Source organism: Pseudomonas sp. B21-032 (assembly GCF_024748965.1).
Classification (GTDB): Bacteria; Pseudomonadota; Gammaproteobacteria; order Pseudomonadales; family Pseudomonadaceae; genus Aquipseudomonas.
This window is the reverse complement of sequence record NZ_CP087180.1, coordinates 1400637-1415673: the sequence shown is the minus strand read 5'-3', so window position 1 is coordinate 1415673 and position 15037 is coordinate 1400637. Positions and strand designations below refer to the sequence as shown.

Below are 15037 nucleotides of genomic sequence, written 5' to 3'. Positions count from 1 at the left end.
TCCTCAACTGGCCGGCAACACGCTCAGCGGATCGATCGGCTTGCCGTTCTGGCGGATTTCGAAGTACAGCTGCACGCGGTCGGTATCCAGGTCGCCGGCTTCGGCAATCTTCTGGCCCTTGCTGACGGTCTGGCCTTCCTTGACCAGCAACTTGCTGTTGTGGCCGTAGACACTGGCATGGGCAGTGCCATGCTGGAGGATGATCAGGTTGCCATAGCCGCGGATGTTAGTCGCGAACGCGACCTTGCCACCCAGGCTGGCGTACACCGCCTGGCCCGGGGTGGCGGCGATGCGAATGCCCTTGTTGAGCTTGTCGGCGGAGGAATAGCGGCGGATCAGCGTGCCCTGCAGCGGCCACGCCCAGCCGCGCAGGGTGACCTTGGTGGCCGGCGCCACGGGCCGGGCCTTGCTGGCACTGCTGGTGGTGCGCGTGGTGGTTTTCGAGCCGCCGAAGCGGATGGTCTGGCCGACATTCACCGCATAGGGCGCACTGATGCCGTTGTAGCGCGCCAGTTCCTTGAAGTTCCAGCCATGGCGCGAGGCAATCGAGTACAGGGTATCGCCGCGCTTGACCTTATAGGTGCCGGCCACGACTTTGTTGGCGGAGCTACCGGGGCTTGGGGAATGCGAACTGCATGCAGACATCGCCAGCATTACGGCGATCAGAACAAACCTGAAAAACACACCACTTCCTTTTCCCGGAGACGCCGTTGACGAGGGCGCTACTATAAATCAGTCCGCAGCGTTACGCGGCAAACTCCGTGCAAGTTCGATAAAAGCCCGGGTCGCGGGCGAGATGATGCGCTCATCGACCACCGCCAGCCCCACCCTCCGCTTGACCGGCGGATCGAGCGGGCGCTGCACATAAGCCAGGCTTGTGGGCAACGGCAAGGACGATTGCGCCACGATGCTCACTCCGTCACCTCGGGCAACCATCTCCAGGGTGCTGAGCAGTTGCGAGGTGCGGTAGCGAACCCGGGGTTGCAGCCTGGCGGCAAGAAACAGCCGCGAGACGATCTCGGCTGAACCGGCCTCGGTCAGTACGAAGGGGTCCAGGCACAGTTGCTTGAGCGTCACTGAAGCGAGCTGCGCCAGCGCATGGTCGGCGGGCAGCAGCGCAACCATCTGGTCCTCCAGCAGCGGGTAGCTGTCGAACTGCTCTTCAGGCAGCACCACGAAACCGACATCGATGCGCCGCTCCTGCAGCCAGTGCAGCACCTGGCGGTCCGGACCTTCGTCGACATGCACCTCGATACCGGGGTACGCCTGGCGGTAGGCAGCGAGAATCGCTGGCAGCAAGCGCACCGACGCTGTCGGCCCGAATGAGCCGATGCGCAGCGTACCCTGCTTCATGCCACGGGCATCGTGGGCTTCCTGGCGCAGGGTTTCGGCCAGGCCGAGCATGGCCTGGGCCCGCGGCAGCAGTCGGCTGCCAATATCGCTCAGCTCGATCTGCCCCTGCTGGCGCTCGAACAGGGTCACGCCAAGCTCTTGCTCCAGGGCGCGGATGGCGTGAGACACCCCTGACTGGGAGATTTTCAGTTGTGCCGCGGCAAGGGTGAAGCCCTTGCGCGCAGCGACCACGGCGAAGATTTCCAGCTGGGTCAAAGTCATCGAAAGCCCATGAGCGATTGCTCATTTCCCTATGAGTCGGCATTCGGACAAGTATGGCGCATCACCTGTACGCCGTCAGCCGGGGTCCGCCATGCCGTCTCAGTTTTGCACCTACCTGAAACTTGCGCTGGTCGCGATGATCTGGGGCGGCACCTTCGTTGCCGGTCGCGCCGTGGCCAGCGATGTCGATCCGTTGATGCTCGGCAGCCTGCGCTTTGCCCTGGCCAGCCTGGTGCTGGCGATCATCCTGCGGGTGTCGAAAAAGGGTTTTGTCCGGGTGAGCAAGACCCAGGCCGTGCAAGTCGCCGGCCTGGGGTTTGCCGGCATCTACGCCTATACGCTGTTCTTCTTCCATGGCCTGCAATACACCGATGCCTCCCGGGCTTCGCTGATCGTGGCGAGTAATCCTGCGGTCATGGCGATCATGGCCTACCTGTGTTTCAGGCAGCGCCTGGGCCGCACACAGTTGCTCGGCGTCGCCCTGTGCCTGCTGGGCGCGGGCTGGGTGGTGCTGGCCCGGGCGCCCGCAGCGATTGGCCAGGGCAGCTGGCTCGGCGATGGCTTGATCTTCGGCTGCGTGCTGAGCTGGGTGATCTTCAGTGTCTGCTGCAGTGGCCTGGTGAAACAGCTCGGCGCGCTGCACACGGTGACCTATGCGGTGTTCGCCGGGGCGGCGATGCTCAGCGTCCACGCCCTGCTCAATGGCAGCCTGAGCATCAGCGCATTGCACGCACTGTCGGCGCCCGAGTTGCTCAGCCTGGGGTACCTGGGGGCGCTGGGTTCGGCGCTGGCGTACGTGCTGTATTACGACGCCATCGCCAGGATCGGCGCCACCCGGGCGGGCAGTTTCATTGCCCTCAACCCGCTGACCGCCGTGGTCGCTGGCGCCCTGCTGCTGGGCGAGCAACTGAGCGGCGCCATGCTGGCCGGTGGCACGCTGCTGATCAGCGGCATACTGCTGGTCAACCGCGTGCCGGCACGGCTCAGTTGTCCTGCGGCCAGTGCAGGTTCACCGTGCCGGTCTGGCCGGGAACCAGGTTGACGACGCCCAGTTGCTGCACGCCATTGCGCGAGGCGACCAGGTTGTAATGACCCGGCGGCAGCTTGACGTAGACCATCGGCCCGACCTGGCTCAGTTGCAGCACGGTCTGCCCCTGCCCGCCCTGGATCGCCAGATCGACATCCGGCACATACTTGTTCTCGGGGCCGGTCGAGAAGGTCAGATGCAAGTTATAGCCCTGGACTTGCTGAATGGCCCGCGACTCATCGATGCCGATTCCGCCGCTGACATAGCTCACGCCATTCTGCTCCTGGGGTTGCAACTTGACCCCGGACATGTCGATCGGCTCCTGGTACTGCGCGGCTTGAGCGTGCTGGGCCGGCCAGGCCAACAGCAACACAGCCAGTGCCGTGGTGAACGCAAGTGTGCTGAAGGATTTCATTGCCATGACTCCTGCGCTACAGCGTCGATACCATTTTACCCCTCTCACTCCCGGCGTTTAGATCAATTCGGCGTGAGGCTTGCGGGCAATACAATGAGGGTTTCGCCGCGTGCTAGAGTCTGCGGCCCAATCCGAAGGTGGACCACGAATGGAACTCTCCCCCGCCGAACATCAGCTGTTGCAGGACCACCACCTGGCCCTGTTCGAAGGCTGCGTGATCTTCGATACTCAACCTGCAATCGACGCCGCCACCCTGGCGCGGATCGAAGCCCAACTGAGCGGCCCGCTACCCGCAGGGCTGTTGCAGCTGTGGCAGACCTGCCTGGGCGGTCGCGTCGGCTATGACCTGGAAGTGGTTTACGACGGCCACCGCCACCCGTTCTCCTTCAGCGAGCTGTTCTACCCAGATAGTGACGGCTACCGCGACCTCTGGGGCTGGATCGAGCACGAACAGGAGCAAGCCGAAGAAGCCGCCCGGGAACACGGCCGCCCCTGGAGCGGCAAGCTCGACTACCTGCCGTTCGGCGGATTCGAATATCTGGAGCGCTTGTACGTGTGCGTCACCCCGGGCCCCAACCATGGCGCAGTAATCGCCTGGAGCCGCGGGCTGCCGCCAGCCTGGGCCGGCAGCCTGCACCAGGACAGCCTGGCACGCATCGCCGACGACATCGCCGGGCTGTTCCACCTGCTGGCCTATGAACAAGACCCGTTCGACCCGCAGGCCGAGTACAGCAGCGCCAGTGAACTGCTCGAAGCGCTGGATGAACTGGAAGCAGCCGGTGAGTCGGGCGTGACGCTCAAGGCGCGGCTTGAGACCTTGCTACGCGAACGAGTACTGGACTGGCGCCCGGCACTGGCTGACGGCAGCCTCGCCGGACAACCACGCCTGCGCCAACTGGCGCTGCTCGATGCGGCCAGCCATGGCGATATCGAGCGCCTGGCAGCCCTGCGCAGGGCCGGCTGCGACCTGAGCGAAACGTTGCGTGGACACGGCGCCAGCCTGGAATGCTGCCTGCAGCACGGCCACCTGGAAGCTGCCAGCTGGTTGCTCGACCAGGGCATGCCGGTGCAAGCCGACACGCTGCTGGTAGGCGCTGCGCAGGTAACGCCGCCGCTGGCCAAGCGCTTGCTGGGCCTGGGGGCGATAAGTGAACCTAGTGCGGTGCTCAGCGCCATTGCCCAGGACCACCTGGACAGCGCCGAGGCCATGGCCCGGCCGCTGCTTGAAGCCTCGCCGGACAGTGCCAGCGCCTTGCAAAAGGCCTTGCTCGAACGCGCCGAACAGCAGCGGCGCGACGCCAAGCGGATCAAGGCTGGCAAGTTGTACAGCAACCGCAGCGCCGCCGACTACCTGGCCGAGGCCGAACGCATCGACGCGCTGCGCCAGCGCCTGTTCAACTGACTGTCAGCCGTTACGGGCCTTGATGTAGGCAAGAAAGCTATCAAGGTCCGAGCTGCTGAGCATCCGCGAGACAGCTTTGACTTCATCCATGGGCCAGTCCCACCAGGCCGCTTCGAGCAAGGTGTTGCGCACTTCTTCGTCAAACCGCCACCTGATCTGCTTGCACGGGTTGCCGCCGACCACCGCAAACGGCGGCACATCGCGGGTCACCAGCGCACCGGCGGCGACAATCGCGCCATGGCCGATGGTCACGCCCGAGAGGATCACCGCGTTGGTGCAGATCCAGCAGTCGCTGCCGATCACCACATCGCCCTTGCTCGGCGCATAGTCCTTGATGTCCTTGACGGCATCGACCATGGCCGGGAACGGGTAAGTGGTCAGCCAGTCAGTACGGTGCTCACCGCCGAGCAGTATCTGTACGCCCGCTGCGATCGAGGTGTAGGAACCGATCTTCAGCACTGTATCGTCACCGAACTCGACAACTTCCGGAATCCCGTAGGTGCCCACCCCGACGCTATAACGTGGGTAACGCAGCCTGATCTTTTCTGCCGCACGCTCAAGCTTGTCCATCGAGCGCAGTCGTTTGCGCTCACGCCGCTGTTTCAAGAGGTCGAATAACTTCACAAAGGGGTCCTTGCTGATCAACGGTGCAGTACGAGGCGCTTCAGGCGTTTGAATGTGGTGCGGTTGTAATGGCGTAGCGGGATCGAGCGCAACAGTTGCCAGGCAAATTTCTTGTCGGCGACCACCGCATACTTCAATGCCTTGTTGATCAGCACCGTCCTGCCCTGCTGATAGCCGGGATGCGTTTTGAAGGGCGCCATCGCCAGCATATCGGCATCCAGCAGGACCTTGAACTTTCGCGACAGGTTGTTGGGGTGGCGGCGATAGCGCGTCACGCACACCGGCAACTCGTGAATCTGGTAGCCCTTGCTGGCGATCCTGAGGGTGATCTGGAAATCCTGGACCTTGATCGCCGGGTCGTAGAACTGCGCCGCGCGCATCGCCTGCATGCGGTACAACGCGCCCGGCGCACCGATGACCACTGCCTCGCGGACGATCTGGTCGAAGCTGAAGGTCTTTACCTCGGTGCGCTGCTGGGTCTTGGTTTCGGCGCCATCGCTGTCCATGTAGGCGATCAGGGCGCCGACGCAGCCGACCTCGGGGTGCTCGTCCAGGTACCTGGCCCTGACGCTGAGCGAATGCGGGAGCATGATGTCGTCCAGGTCCGGAGTGGACACATACACGCCCCGGGCATGCTTGAGGCCATTGTTCAGCGTGGCACTGACGCCCTGATTGTGCTGGGTCAGCAGGGTGAAAGCGTAGGTGTCCTGCAGCGCCCGGAGCATGGCAAGGCTGTTGTCCGTCGAGCCATCGTCGACAATGATCACCTCGAAGTTGGGGTAATCCTGGGCAAAGATGCTCTGCAGCGCGGCCTCAAGGTACTTCTCGGCGTTGTAGCAAGGAGCGACGACCGAGATCAGTGGCGGCGACTGGGAAGGCTGCTGGGCGTGTTCTTGGGTCATTACGGGTAAAAGCCTTATGCCGGCCTCGCGACGGAGGCGGGTCATCTTTGAGTTCGAAGTGGCACCATGATGCTGGAACTCTGCCTGGTTGTCATGGTTCGCTCCAGAAACATGTCGAAACACCTACAGCTGCAAGAAAGGTAAGCGGCGAGATTATCATCAGCAGCGTAACTGCTAATAATTCTCATAAACACTTACATTTAATTTTCACTGGGGTGAAACTTTACATGTCTTGCCAACTTGCTCGTGGTCGTTCATCGCATTCCTTCATGGCTTCAGCGCTGGGCCTTGCCGTCGCTTCAACATCAAGCTATTCGCTCGCCGAGAAGGCGTCCAGCCCGCCTATGGAGCTGGGCAATATCAACATCGATGCCAAGGCCAGCAGCGACTACAAGACTGAACGCTCGGCGTCGGGCAAGTACACCACCACCCTGCTCGACACCCCGCAGACCATCACCGTGGTGCCCTCCCAGGTAATCAAGGAGCAGCAGGCCCTGAGCCTGCGCCAGGTACTGTCCAACGTCTCCGGCATCACCTTCAACGCCGGCGAAGGCGGTGGCGGCTCGGGCGACAGCATCAACATCCGCGGCTTCTCGGCCAACAGCAATATCCAGATCGACGGCTTGCGCGACAGCGCCCAGACCAACCGCACCGACACCTTAAATGTCGAGCAGGTCGAAGTCATCAAAGGCCCCAACTCGGTGTTCGGCGGTGCCGGCACCACCGGCGGCAGCATCAACATCATCAGCAAGCAGCCCCAGGACCAAGCCTTCACCCGCCTGGGCGGCAGTGTCGGCACCGACAGCTACTACCGCATGACCCTGGACAGCAACCAGCCGCTGGAGGGCGTAGGGCATGACAGCGCGTTTCGCATCAACCTCATGGGCCACCAGAACGATGTGGCCGGCCGCGAACAGATCGACCGTGAACGCTGGGGGCTCGCCCCATCGCTGCGCCTGGGCCTGAGCGAATCCACGCGCCTGACCCTGAGCGCCTTCCACCAGGTCGATGACAACCTGCCCGACTACGGCGTACCGGCCCTGGACGGCAAACGCCTGGCCGGCGTCAGCCGCGAAGACTACTTCGGCTGGAAGAACCTCGACAAGGAAGAGATCGAGCAAAGCTCGTTCACCGCCAACTTCGAACACGACTTCAACGACAACCTGCGCCTGCAAAACCTTACGCGCTACAGCCACATTGCCCGCGATACCACGGTGTCCGCTTCGCACGTCAACACTATCGGCCTGCCGCCTGGCCGCTATCGCCCCGCCGGTCCCCAGGGCTACGGGCGCGATGCGACCACCGAAATGTGGATCAACCAGACCAATCTGATCAGCAACTTCAAGCTGCTGGGCATGCGCCATGACCTGGTCACCGGTATGGAAGTGTCACGCGAAACCATGGACCTGAAGACCTACGGCTACGGCTTGAGCAACGCCCTGTATCCCGCTAATGGTTATGATCTGAGCAACCCGCCGGGGCACTGGTCGGGGCCGGCCAACAAGACCACCAGCAGCTACACCGACACCGAGCTGACCAACCAGGCGCTGTACATCTTCGACACCATTGCCCTGCATGAGCAATGGGACCTGAACCTGGGCCTGCGCTACGACAAGTTCAAAGGTCAGGCCCAAGGCTACGACGCCGGGCATGTACGCACCTCCGACTTCGACTCCACCGACGAAAAACTCAGTGGCCGTGCCGGGCTGGTCTACAAACCGACCGATAACGGTCGTATCTACCTGGCCTGGGGCAACTCCTTCAACCCTTCGGCAGAGAGCCTGGCCTCCACCGGCGGCGGCCTGAGCGCGGCCACCGAAAACCTCGCCCCGGAAAAGAACGAAACCTGGGAACTGGGGACCAAATGGGAGCTGCTCGACAAGCGCCTCGAGCTGGACGCGGCGCTGTTTCGGGTAGAAAAGACCAACGCCCGCGAAACCATGGCCGACGGCTCCACCCAACTGGCCGGCAAGCAGCGTGTACAGGGCGTCGAAGTCGGGGTCACCGGGCATATTACCGAGCAGTGGGATGTGTTCGCCAACTACACCTTCCTCGACAGTGAAACCCTCAAGGCCGCCAACACTGCAGCCGGTATCGCCCGTGAAGGCCAGGCCCTGGGCAACACCCCGCCGCGCTCGCTGAACCTGTGGACCACTTACCAGCTGCCGGCCGGCTGGACCCTGGGCTATGGCGCGCGTTATGTCAGCGAACGCAACGTTACCTCCAGCACCAGCGCCAAGCTTGACGCCTACTGGCTGCACAACGCCATGGTGGCGTACCGGGTCAACGAAGACCTCGACCTGCAGCTGAACGTCAACAACCTGTTCGACAAGGATTACGTTGAGCGTGTGCGCCAGCAGAACGGCACCGATGCGCGTTCTTCGGCCATCGAGTACGGCGATGCGCGTTCGGCGATTCTGTCGGCGACCTACGCGTTCTGATAGGTAGGAAACGAAAAAGCCCGCGACCTTTGCAGGACGCGGGCTTTCTCTTACAGCGTATGGTGGGTCGTGTAGGATTCGAACCTACGACCAATTGGTTAAAAGCCAACTGCTCTACCAACTGAGCTAACGACCCGTTGGATGGCGCGTATAATACTGATTTCTAACAGGAAATCAACACCCCATCGCAAAATAATTTAAAAATATCTGGTCGGGTCCTCTACACCGGCGGCTTTAAAGCCGTCGGCGCGCAGGCGGCAGCTGTCACATTTGCCGCACGCACGGCCTTGATCGTCGGCCTGATAGCAGGAAACGGTCAGGCTGTAATCCACCCCGCGGGCCATGCCGGCCTGGACGATCTGCGCCTTGCTGAGGTTCTGCAGCGGTGCCTGGATACGAAAGCCGTTGCCTTCGACACCGGCTTTGGTAGCCAGATTGGCCATGCGCTCGAACGCCTCGACGAACTCCGGGCGGCAATCCGGGTAACCGGAGTAATCCACGGCGTTGACGCCGATGAAGATATCGCGGGCTTCCAGTACCTCTGCCCAGCCCAGGGCCAGGGACAGGAACACCGTATTGCGTGCCGGCACGTAAGTGACCGGGATGCCTTCGCTCGGCGCTTCAGGTACATCGATGCTGCTGTCGGTCAGGGCCGAGCCGCCAATACCGTCCAGGCTCAGGCCGATGACCTTGTGTTCGACCACGCCCAGGTCGCGGGCAACCCGCGCTGCGGCGTTGAGCTCGGCACGGTGGCGCTGGCCGTAGTCGAAGCTCATGGTGTAGCAGCTGTAGCCCTCGGCCTTGGCCATGGCAACAACAGTGGCCGAGTCGAGGCCGCCGGAAAGCAGAATTACCGCACGTTTCTCAGTCATTGCATCACTCCTGTCAGCGTCCCGGTTCGTCGTTCCACAGCAGTTTGTGCAGCTGCATCTGGAAACGAACCGGCAAATTATCGGCCACGATCCAGTCGGCCAGGTCGGTGGCACTCACCTGGTGGTGGCTGGGCGAGAAGAGGACATCGCCAGCGCGTTTTTCCAGGCCATATTGAATGAGCTTGGACACCGCCCAATCGTAGTCTTCACGGGAACAGATAACGAACTTGACCTGGTCATTCGGGGTCAGCAGCTCGATATTCTCGTAACGGTTGCGGTGAACTTCCTCGGAGCCTGGGGTTTTCAGGTCGACCACGCGACTGACCCGGGTGTCGACCCTGGAAATATCCAGGGCGCCACTGGTCTCCAGCGAAACCTCGTAACCGGCGTCGCACAGCTGCTTGAGCAAAGGGATGGCATTGGGCTGGGCCAGCGGCTCGCCGCCGGTGACGCAGACATAGCGCGGCTTGAAGCCGGCGACCTGGTCGAGGATCGAGTCGAGGGTGCGGATGCTGCCGCCACTGAATGCGTACTCGCTGTCGCAATACTGGCAACGCAGCGGGCAGCCGGTGAGGCGGACGAATACCGTGGGCAGCCCAGCGGTACGCGTTTCACCCTGCAAAGAGTAAAAAACTTCGGTAATGCGTAATGTGTCTTGCATAGTCGCCACGGGCGTAACAGCTAAACAGGCTGTCCGCCTCCGTCAGGCACTGCTGAGAACCCGTCATCGCGTAGTTCGCAGCAGCGTGTTTCATAAAAGGGCAGTGATTCTAACGAAAAAACCCGCGACTAGCGCGGGTTTCTTTTAAAACGGCTGGTTCAGAGCTTTTGCAAATCGCGCTGGGCCAGTTGTGCAGCCGAGGTACCCGGGTACTGGGTAACCACCTGCTGGAGAATGCCCTTGACCCGGTCGGTGTGTCCCAGGCGGCGTTCCACGTCGGCGAGCTTGTACAGCGAATCCGGCACCTTGTTGTGCTTGGGATACAGCTGGCTCACTTTGGCAAAGGCTTGCCCTGCCGCTTGCAGGTCACCTTTGGCCAGGTTTACTTCACCGAGCCAGTACTGGGCGTTGCCGGCATACTGGCTGTTCGGGTACTTGCGCAGGAAGGCGTTGAACGCCTGGCTGGCCTTGTCGAAATCCTTGGCTTTGATCAGGTCGAAAGCAGCGTCGTAATAGAGCTTCTCTTTCGCCGGATCGCCAGGTTCGCTGCTGGCAGCAGGCTGCTGGCCGGTGGCAGCACCGGCGCCAGCGCCTGCAGCAGCACCGGCGGCTTCGCCACCGGCTGGGGAATTGGGCGGAGTGGCGGCAGGTGCAACACCGCTTCCGATACGCCGATCCAGGTCCTGGTAACGCTCCAGGCTCTCCTGTTTCATGCGTGACACGTCATTTTGCAGCTCTTCAATGACGCCTTGTTGACGCGCTATCTGCTCCTGCATTTGCTGCAGTTGCATGAACAGCTGGCCCTGTGCCGAGGCAGGGGCCGTAACCCCTCCCCCGGCATAGGCGCCGTTCGTACCATAACCCGCAGGCGGATAGCTGCTTGCGCCGCTATAGCCTGCGTTGTCATCAACAACAGGAACCTCAGCCCAGGCCATGAGAGGCAGGGTGAGAGCCAGGACGGTTACAGCACGACGGCACGTTCGCATATCGAATTACTTACGCAGTTCGACGCGACGGTTCTGAGCCCAGGACTGCTCGTCGTTACCGGTAGCAACTGGACGCTCTTCGCCGTAGGAAACCAGTTCCAGCTGGGCAGGAGAAACGCCTTGCAGTACCAGGTAGCGTTGAACGGCTTTCGCACGACGCTCGCCCAGAGCCATGTTGTATTCGCGAGTACCACGCTCGTCGGTGTTACCTTCCAGAACGACGCGAGCGCCGTTGCCTTTCAGGTCCTTGGCATGAACGTCCAGAGCGCGCATGGCTTCTGGCTTCAGGTCCGAGCTGTCGTATTCGAAGTAGAAGGTGGTGATTGCGCGCAGAGCAGCTTCTTCGCTCAGGCTGCCGTCAACAGCGCCAGTGTTGGCACCGTAGCCAGCGTTAGGATCAACCTGGCCTTGACCAGCATCGTCGCCGCCTTTCGAGGAGCAACCTACAGCTACGGCCATGGCCAGAGCCAGCGCAGCAAACTTACCAAACTTCAGCATTTCCATCGTGAAACTCCTAATGAACCCCAGTGTGTTAAGTAAAACGTAAAGCGCCGCGTCAGTTCAGGTAAGGGGACCAGGACGGTTCTCTGACTTCGCCTTGAGCGGTAGGAAGCGGGAGCCTCACGCGTCCGTTGAGAGAGACGAGCATCAAGACTCCCCGGCCCTGCTGGCGGGTGGCGTAGATTAGCATGGTGCCGTTGGGCGCAACAGTGGGTGACTCATCAAGACTTGTTTCCGAGAGAATCTTTACACTGCCGCGTTGCAAATCTTGTGCAGCCACTTTGAAGTTGGTGAAACCTTGTTGGCGATGAATCATCACCAGGGTCTTTTCATCCGCCGACAGTTTAGGGTTGGCGTTGTAGTTACCCACGAAAGTTACCCGCTCTGCACCACCACCGGAAACATTGGTTTTGTAGATCTGTGGTTTACCACCGCGGTCGGAGGTGAAGTAGATGGTCGAGCCATCTTTACCCCAGAACGGTTCGGTGTTGATACCCGGGCCTGCGGTAACGCGCGACAGCTGGCGCGAACCCATGTTCATCACGTAGATGTCCGGGTTGCCGTCCTTGGACAGCACGAACGCCAGGCGCGAACCATCCGGCGACCAGGCTGGCGCACCGTTGAGGCCTTCGAAGTTGGTGATCTGCTCACGGCGACCGGTATCGATATGCTGAACGAAGATGCGCGGACGCTTCTGCTCGAACGACACATAGGCAATGCGCTTGCCGTCTGGTGCAAAGCGCGGCGACAGGATCGGCTCACGCGACTGCAGCAGGGTTACCGCCCGCGCACCGTCGTAGTCCGAACGCTGCAGGGTGTAACGGGTGTTGTTGGTCGAGAAGCGCTCGGCGGTCACGTAAAGCATGCGGGTAGAGAATGCACCCTTGATGCCGGTGAGCTTTTCGAACGACTGGTCGGCGATGTAGTGGGACATGTCGCGCAGTTGATCGACACTGCCCGAGACGCTGCCGGTCAGCACTTGCTGCTCGGTGGCGACGTTGAACAGCGCGTACTGCACCTGCAGGCGGCCGCCGGACGGGACGATGCTGCCGACCATCACGTACTGGGCGCCCAGGGCTTTCCAGTCGCGGAAGATCACTTCGCTGGCCTGGCTCGGCTGGCTGATCATGTTCTGGCGCGGGATCGGCGAGTAATAACCGGAGTTGCGCAGGTCATTGCCGATGATGTCAGCCATGTCTTCAGGCAGCACGCTGCCGCCCTGCAGCCCGAACGGCACGACCGCGATCGGCGTGGCGCGATCGCTGCCGCTGGTGACCAGAATGTTCTTTTCATCTGCTACGGCCAACCCTGCTGCACAGCAGAGAACGACCAGCAGTCCTCGAAGAAGGTTAATCACAAGGCTAGATCCTCAGGTGTGAATGTCATCTTGAATGAACGATAGGGATTGAATTCGCTCGGTTTCAAGCCCTGCATTTCGGTTAAACGACCAATGTTCTTGACCGCTGCCACAGCCGAGCTGTCAAACGGACCGTCACCACTGGAGCGGGCTACGCTCACCGAGGTAATGGTGCCGTCCGGCAACATGCCGATCTGCAGGACCACCGTCATGTTCTTGCGCGCAGAAGGCGGACGTGCCCAGCCCTCGGCCGCACGTGCACGGATCAGGTCGTCGAAATCGCCGGCTACCTGGTCACCCTGCTCGTCAGCCAGGGCCTGCTGCCGTTCGGTGGTATCGGACAGAAGCTCGGCCAGGGCCTGGGCTTTCTTGTCTTCCGCCGCCTTGCGGGCTGCATCCTGTGCCTTCTTCTTGGCCGCATCAGCTGCGGCTTTCTTCTTGGCGTCTTCGGCGGCTTTCTTCTTCGCCTCTTCAGCCGTTGCTTTTTTCTTGGCGTCCTCGGCCGCCTTCTTCTTGGCGTCCTCGGCTGCTTTTTTCTTGGCCTCTTCAGCCGCCTGCTTCTTGGCCTCTTCGTCAGCCTTTTTCTTGGCTTCCTCTTCGGCCTTCTTCTTGGCGATGTCAGCCTGTTGCTTCTCGGCAGCCTTCTTCGCCTCTTCGGCTTTCTTGGCTTCGGCGGTTTTCTTCGCTTCCTCGGCCTTCTCGGCCTGTTCGGCTTTCTTCGCCTCGGCCTCGGCTCGCGCCTCTTCGGCCTTTTGAGCCGCTTCTTCTTTCTTTTGTTCCGCAGCCTTCACTGCCTGCTGCTCGACCTTCTTCTGTTCCATCTGTTCTTCTTCGGTTTGACGCGAAGCAGTCTTCTTGGCCTCACCGGCAATCTTCTGATTGGTCTGGGTGGTGGCCTGGCTCTTGGATTTGAGCTGGTACAGGGTTGCCTGGACAATAGGCTTGGCCGGCGGCAGCTCCGGGGTCATGGCAAAGCTGACGAACAGCATGCCGAACACCAGAACGTGCAGCGCAATGGCCCAGACACTGGGCCAGAAATAGCTTTCCGAGGCGGATGGCTCTCGCTGTTGCATCAGGGCGCCTCGGTAATCAGGCCAACGTTACCGACACCTGCCTTCTGCAACCCGCCCATGGCACCCATGACCGCGCCGTAGTCGACGGACTTGTCGCCACGGATGAAGACCTGGGTCTGCTTGCCCTGGTCACGGCCGGCGCTGATGATCTTGGTCACGGCGTCGGTCATTTGCGGCAAGGTCATGGCCTTGTCCATCTGCTTGTCGGTGTCGACTTCACTGCCAAGGTTCCAGTAGTAGGTCTTGTCAGCCTTGATCGAAATGGTCAGGACCTGGGTGTTGTTGTCCTGCGGCAAGGCTTCACTGGAAACCTTGGGCAGGTCGACCTTCACGCCCTGGTTGAGCATCGGTGCAGTCACCATGAAAATCACCAGCAGTACCAGCATCACGTCGATGTATGGCACCACGTTCATTTCGGCGACCGGCTTGCGTTTGTGGCGAACTCGGGCCATGGGCTTTTACCTGATCACTCTTCGCTGGTGTGCACTTTACGGTGCAGGATGGCCTGGAACTCGTCGGCGAACGTGTAGTAACGGCCGATCAAGACTTCACTGCGGGCAGCGAAACGGTTGTAGGCAATAACCGCAGGGATCGCGGCGAACAGGCCGATCGCGGTGGCGATCAGGGCTTCGGCGATACCCGGGGCCACGGTGGCCAGGGTCGCTTGCTGCGCCGAGGCCAGGCCACGGAAGGAGTTCATGATGCCCCAGACGGTACCGAACAGGCCGATGTACGGGCTGGTGGAACCGACGGTGGCGAGGAACGGCAGGCTCTGCTCGAGCTTCTCTTCCTCACGGGAGATGGCTACGCGCATGGCCCGGCCAACGCCTTCCATGACCGCGTCCGGGTCGACGCCTGGCTGTTGGCGCAGACGCGAGAACTCTTTGAAGCCGGCGCGGAACACCTGCTCTACACCCGAATCCGGGTCCGGGTTGCTGCCAGCCTGACGATACAGCTTGGACAGGTCGATACCCGACCAGAAGCGCTCTTCAAAGCTGTCCAGCGCACGACGACCGGCGCGCAGCATGGTGCTGCGCTGGAAAATCATGATCCATGACGTTACCGATGCGGCCACCAGAATCAGCATGACCAGCTGCACCACGATGCTGGCATTGCTGACCAGGCTCCACATGGAGGTATGGTCGACGACGTTAGCTTCCAC

General features: G+C 61.4%; 16 protein-coding genes and 1 tRNA gene. 3 read left to right on the top strand and 14 right to left on the bottom strand.

Features of this window, described 5'->3' with window-relative positions; all coding sequences use genetic code 11:
• Window positions 1-3: 3 nt before the first annotated feature.
• The gene (locus LOY54_RS06485; protein ID WP_213602190.1) at window positions 4-684 is read right to left on the bottom strand and encodes a peptidoglycan DD-metalloendopeptidase family protein; all 681 of its coding nucleotides are present in this window, start codon (window positions 682-684) and stop codon (window positions 4-6) included.
• Window positions 685-732: 48 nt separating this feature from the next.
• Window positions 733-1614 (bottom strand): LysR family transcriptional regulator, encoded by an 882-nt coding sequence (locus tag LOY54_RS06480; protein WP_258609916.1) that lies wholly within the window; start codon window positions 1612-1614, stop codon window positions 733-735.
• A 91-nt stretch (window positions 1615-1705) separates the two neighbouring features.
• On the opposite strand from LOY54_RS06480, the gene LOY54_RS06475 reads away from it, so the two are divergent.
• On the top strand, window positions 1706-2656 hold the full coding sequence (locus LOY54_RS06475; RefSeq protein WP_258609915.1) for a DMT family transporter: 951 nt from the start codon (window positions 1706-1708) through the stop codon (window positions 2654-2656).
• Here the strand turns inward: LOY54_RS06475 and LOY54_RS06470 are convergent.
• Complete coding sequence (locus LOY54_RS06470) at window positions 2598-3056, bottom strand: carboxypeptidase regulatory-like domain-containing protein (RefSeq protein WP_258609914.1); 459 nt, start codon at window positions 3054-3056, stop codon at window positions 2598-2600. The two genes, LOY54_RS06475 and LOY54_RS06470, sit on opposite strands and share 59 nt — an antisense overlap.
• Window positions 3057-3204: 148 nt before the next feature.
• On the opposite strand from LOY54_RS06470, the gene LOY54_RS06465 reads away from it, so the two are divergent.
• Window positions 3205-4458: an ankyrin repeat domain-containing protein gene (locus LOY54_RS06465; RefSeq protein WP_258609912.1), complete on the top strand. Its 1254-nt coding sequence runs from the start codon at window positions 3205-3207 to the stop codon at window positions 4456-4458.
• A 3-nt stretch (window positions 4459-4461) separates the two neighbouring features.
• Here the strand turns inward: LOY54_RS06465 and LOY54_RS06460 are convergent, their stop codons facing one another.
• Both LOY54_RS06460 and LOY54_RS06455 read right to left on the bottom strand, forming a co-directional pair.
• Entirely contained in the window at window positions 4462-5082 is a 621-nt protein-coding gene (locus LOY54_RS06460; RefSeq protein WP_045193528.1) for a CatB-related O-acetyltransferase, read from the bottom strand.
• 17 nt (window positions 5083-5099) lie between these two features.
• Window positions 5100-5984: a glycosyltransferase family 2 protein gene (locus tag LOY54_RS06455; RefSeq protein WP_093386460.1), complete on the bottom strand. Its 885-nt coding sequence runs from the start codon at window positions 5982-5984 to the stop codon at window positions 5100-5102.
• A 269-nt stretch (window positions 5985-6253) separates the two neighbouring features.
• Here LOY54_RS06455 and LOY54_RS06450 point away from each other — a divergent pair, with 269 nt between their 5' ends.
• Complete coding sequence (locus tag LOY54_RS06450) at window positions 6254-8425, top strand: TonB-dependent siderophore receptor (protein ID WP_258609910.1); 2172 nt, start codon at window positions 6254-6256, stop codon at window positions 8423-8425.
• A gap of 60 nt (window positions 8426-8485) precedes the next feature.
• On the opposite strand, the gene LOY54_RS06445 is transcribed toward LOY54_RS06450, so the two are convergent.
• The 9 genes from LOY54_RS06445 to tolQ all read right to left on the bottom strand — a co-directional run bounded on the left by LOY54_RS06445 (window position 8486) and on the right by tolQ (window position 15037).
• Window positions 8486-8561, bottom strand: a tRNA-Lys gene (locus tag LOY54_RS06445).
• A 61-nt stretch (window positions 8562-8622) separates the two neighbouring features.
• Window positions 8623-9297 carry a 7-cyano-7-deazaguanine synthase QueC gene (queC, locus tag LOY54_RS06440; RefSeq protein WP_045193531.1) on the bottom strand — a complete coding sequence of 225 codons (675 nt, stop codon included), beginning with the start codon at window positions 9295-9297 and terminating at the stop codon, window positions 8623-8625.
• Window positions 9298-9310: 13 nt separating this feature from the next.
• Complete coding sequence (gene queE / locus LOY54_RS06435) at window positions 9311-9958, bottom strand: 7-carboxy-7-deazaguanine synthase QueE (RefSeq protein ID WP_093386470.1); 648 nt, start codon at window positions 9956-9958, stop codon at window positions 9311-9313.
• A gap of 158 nt (window positions 9959-10116) precedes the next feature.
• Window positions 10117-10944, bottom strand: coding sequence for a tol-pal system protein YbgF (gene ybgF / locus LOY54_RS06430; RefSeq protein WP_258609908.1), 828 nt, complete (start codon window positions 10942-10944; stop codon window positions 10117-10119).
• A 6-nt stretch (window positions 10945-10950) separates the two neighbouring features.
• Window positions 10951-11448: a peptidoglycan-associated lipoprotein Pal gene (pal, locus tag LOY54_RS06425; protein WP_010223188.1), complete on the bottom strand. Its 498-nt coding sequence runs from the start codon at window positions 11446-11448 to the stop codon at window positions 10951-10953.
• 52 nt (window positions 11449-11500) lie between these two features.
• Complete coding sequence (gene tolB / locus LOY54_RS06420; RefSeq protein WP_045193535.1) at window positions 11501-12802, bottom strand: Tol-Pal system beta propeller repeat protein TolB; 1302 nt, start codon at window positions 12800-12802, stop codon at window positions 11501-11503.
• A complete protein-coding gene (gene tolA, locus LOY54_RS06415; RefSeq protein WP_093386479.1) occupies window positions 12799-13875 on the bottom strand; it encodes a cell envelope integrity protein TolA in 1077 nt (358 codons plus the stop codon). Before tolA ends, tolB begins: the two co-directional genes overlap by 4 nt.
• Window positions 13875-14327, bottom strand: a complete 453-nt coding sequence (tolR, locus tag LOY54_RS06410) for a protein TolR (protein ID WP_045193537.1) — start codon at window positions 14325-14327, stop codon at window positions 13875-13877. The genes tolA and tolR overlap by 1 nt, the downstream gene beginning before the upstream one ends.
• Window positions 14328-14341: 14 nt before the next feature.
• Window positions 14342-15037 carry a protein TolQ gene (gene tolQ / locus LOY54_RS06405; protein WP_010223192.1) on the bottom strand — a complete coding sequence of 232 codons (696 nt, stop codon included), beginning with the start codon at window positions 15035-15037 and terminating at the stop codon, window positions 14342-14344.